Below are 3,317 nucleotides of genomic sequence, written 5' to 3' on the forward strand. Positions count from 1 at the left end.
AGTTATGCGCCTATCATGCAGTGCAAACTCGGAATGTCTGTGAAGCACACGGAAGTTTTTCAGTTGCACTGACCACGTAGGAGAACCGGATGCCAATTCTGTGAGTTCAACTGTGTCAGCGGAAACCTAACTCTCCGTCAGAGTTGTGATAAGATTGGCCCAGTTTTGACGAATTGGTATGGATGGCGACATGCAAACACTCGCAGGAAAGAAAATCCTCCTTGGCATCAGTGGCGGTATTGCGGCGTATAAGTGCGCAGAGTTAACCCGACGACTGATAGAGCGCGGCGCACAAGTGCAGGTCGTAATGACCAAAGCGGCAAAAGAATTTATTACTCCGTTGACCATGCAAGCGGTCTCCGGCCGACCAGTATCCGACAGCTTGCTCGATCCGGCGGCTGAAGCGTCGATGGGCCATATCGAACTGGCCAAATGGGCCGATTTGGTGCTGCTCGCGCCCGCCACTGCCGATTTGATCGCCCGCATTGCCGCCGGGATGGGCAACGATTTGCTCACCACGCTGGTGCTAGCGACAGATGCCCCTATTGCGGTCTCTCCGGCGATGAACCAACAGATGTACCGCAATCAGGCCACGCAGGCGAATCTCGCGACCCTGTCCGAACGGGGTATGCTGATCTGGGGACCGGCAGCGGGCGAACAAGCCTGTGGTGATGTTGGCCCGGGTCGCATGCTGGAGCCAATGCAATTAGTTGAACACTGCAACGACTTTTTTGGTCCAAAGCCGCTGGCGGGCAGATCTGTACTGCTGACCGCAGGCCCGACCCGTGAAGCGCTGGATCCGGTTCGCTATATCACCAATCACAGCTCAGGCAAAATGGGCTATGCCCTGGCGCAGGCCGCCGCGCAGATGGGCGCTGAAGTGACCCTTATCAGTGGCCCGGTCTCACTGCCAACGCCCGCTGGCGTCACTCGAGTTGACGTCAACAGCGCCGAGCAGATGCATCAGGCGGTCATGACACATGCCAAGACACATCAGGTGTTTATTGCCTGCGCAGCGGTTGCAGACTACCGAGCACAAACGGTTGCCGAACAGAAAATCAAAAAGACCGACGACAGCGACCAGATGACACTGACCCTGGTCAAAAATCCGGACATTGTTGCGTCAGTGGCGGCAATGACGGAGCACCGCCCGTTCACCGTCGGTTTTGCGGCGGAAACACAGGACGTGGAAAAGTACGCACGTAGCAAATTAGAGAAAAAGAATCTTGATATGATTTGCGCCAATGACGTCTCGTTAGAAGGGCAAGGCTTCAACAGCAATGACAACGCCGTCACCGTGTTGTGGAAAGAGGGCTCAGAGGCACTGCCACTGGCGTCTAAGCAAGCACTCGCCCACGCAATTTTGCTGCACATCGCTCACCAACTGACAGGCAATCCTGCGTAATCGAGGATTCGTTTTCAGATAAAAACGCTTCGAACGGTTAAGCGGCCGGCCCGGCTGACCGCTTTATAAAAATAATTAGTAGTTGTTTATCAGTAGTATATAAAGGACAAAACATGGCCGGCACAAGAAAATCAAATCGTCGTGAAGAAATTCTCCAGGCGCTTGCGCAAATGCTGGAGTCGAATGATGGCGGATCGCGCATCACGACGGCAAAATTGGCCAAACAAGTTGGTGTGTCGGAAGCGGCGCTGTATCGTCACTTTCCCAGTAAAGCGCGCATGTTTGAAGGCTTGATCGAGTTCATCGAAGAGTCTTTAATGTCACGTATCAACCGCATTCTGGATGAAGAAAAGGATACCCTGACCCGAATCCGTCTGGTACTGCAGTTGATCCTCGCATTTTCCGAACGTAACCCGGGCCTGACACGCATTTTGTCGGGGCATGCTCTAATGTTTGAAAATGAGCGTCTGCGCGATCGCATCAACCAACTGTTTGAGCGCATCGAAACCTCGCTGCGTCAGATCTTGCGTGAACGTAAACTTCGTGAAGGCAAATCCTTCCCGGTAGACGAATCCATTCTGGCCGCCCAGTTGCTTGGTCAGGTCGAGGGCAGTCTGAACCGTTTTGTCCGTTCAGACTTCAAATATCAACCGACCGCGAATTTTGAAGAGTACTGGGCGCTGCTAAGTGCACAAATTCAGTAGAGACTATGAGTAAAGAAAAATACGGCAAACCTGAGTTTTCTCTCGCCTTGCTTCACCCTCGCAACTGGGGCGTGTGGCTGGGTTTTGGCTTTCTGGCACTGGTCGTGAACCTGCTGCCCTACCGTATCCTGCTGTTTATTGGCCGAAAAATCGGCGCTATTGGCATGCGCTATGGCAAAAAACGAGTACATGTGGCGACCCGTAATCTGGAACTGGCTTTTCCGGATAAACCCGCCGATGAGATTACCGCCATGGTGGAAGAGAACTTTAAAAACACCGGAATGGCGCTGATCGAAACAGGCATTACCTGGTTCTGGCCAACCTGGCGCTTTAAACGCCGTATTATCGACAAAGACACCAGTGCGCTGCGCGGGCATCAGCAAAATGGCCAAGGGGTGCTGTTGTGCTGCGTGCACGCACTCAATCTGGAAATCACCGCCCGAGCCTTCGGTGTACTCGGCATACCGGGTTACGGCGCATTCCGTCCGCACGACAACCCAGCGTACAACTTTATCCAGTACTGGGGCCGCACTCATAACGGCAACAAACTGATTGACCGTAAAGACGTCAAACAAATGATTCGCGTGTTGCGCCAGGGTGAGTTGCTGTTCTATTTGCCAGACCACGATTATGGCCGCAACAAGTCGGTATTTGTGCCGTTTTTCGCCGTAGAAGACGCTTGCACCACCACCGGTACCAGTATTCTGGCCTACACCAGCAAAAGTGCGATTGTGACCGGATCGGGTTTTCGCAACGCGCAGGGTTTTTATGAGATCTACGCCGATACCTCAATTGAAAAAGACTATCCACAAAAAGATGAAGTCGCCGCCGCCGCGTATATGAACAAGTACGTGGAAGCCCTGATCCTACGCGCACCAGAACAATGGATGTGGCTGCACAAACGCTACAAAACCATGCAGGACGAAAGCCAGCCGAAAGGCATTCGTTACCGTTAAAAGGTGGGTTACAGTTACAACACTCTTTAAAGTTAACCTTTAAGAATTTTCATTATTTCGAATAAAGCACTATATGACTTTTAGAAAAGATATAAATGGCCTTAGAGCGCTTGCGGTAATTGCTGTCCTTTTATTCCACTTGGACTTCAATTGGATACCTGGTGGATTTGCAGGTGTAGATGTATTTTTCGTCATTTCTGGATTTCTTATGACTGGTATTATTGTCAATAGACTAGAGAATCAGTCATTTAG

General features: G+C 51.6%; 4 protein-coding genes. All 4 read left to right on the plus strand.

Annotated features, from left to right (window positions below):
• Nucleotides 1-190 precede the first annotated feature (190 nt).
• Nucleotides 191-1,405 (plus strand): bifunctional phosphopantothenoylcysteine decarboxylase/phosphopantothenate--cysteine ligase CoaBC, encoded by a 1,215-nt coding sequence (coaBC, locus tag CAG65_RS10220; protein ID WP_161453554.1) that lies wholly within the window; start codon nt 191-193, stop codon nt 1,403-1,405.
• 113 nt (nt 1,406-1,518) lie between these two features.
• A complete protein-coding gene (gene slmA / locus CAG65_RS10225) occupies nt 1,519-2,109 on the plus strand; it encodes a nucleoid occlusion factor SlmA (RefSeq protein ID WP_021704601.1) in 591 nt (196 codons plus the stop codon).
• 5 nt (nt 2,110-2,114) lie between these two features.
• Complete coding sequence (locus tag CAG65_RS10230) at nt 2,115-3,065, plus strand: Kdo(2)-lipid IV(A) acyltransferase (RefSeq protein WP_161453555.1); 951 nt, start codon at nt 2,115-2,117, stop codon at nt 3,063-3,065.
• 73 nt (nt 3,066-3,138) lie between these two features.
• A partial coding sequence (locus CAG65_RS22245; RefSeq protein ID WP_161453556.1) for an acyltransferase family protein occupies nt 3,139-3,317 on the plus strand: 179 nt, incomplete at its 3' end.

This window comes from Vibrio sp. V39_P1S14PM300, assembly GCF_009904765.1.
Lineage (GTDB): Bacteria > Pseudomonadota > Gammaproteobacteria > Enterobacterales > Vibrionaceae > Vibrio > Vibrio proteolyticus.

Bases quoted from the DNA above. Each gene is read 5' to 3' on its own strand.
- CAG65_RS10230 (WP_161453555.1), top strand. From the start codon at position 2,115: ATGAGTAAAGAAAAATACGGCAAACCTGAGTTTTCTCTCGCCTTGCTT.
- slmA (WP_021704601.1), top strand. From the start codon at position 1,519: ATGGCCGGCACAAGAAAATCAAATCGTCGTGAAGAAATTCTCCAGGCG.
- coaBC (WP_161453554.1), top strand. From the start codon at position 191: ATGCAAACACTCGCAGGAAAGAAAATCCTCCTTGGCATCAGTGGCGGT.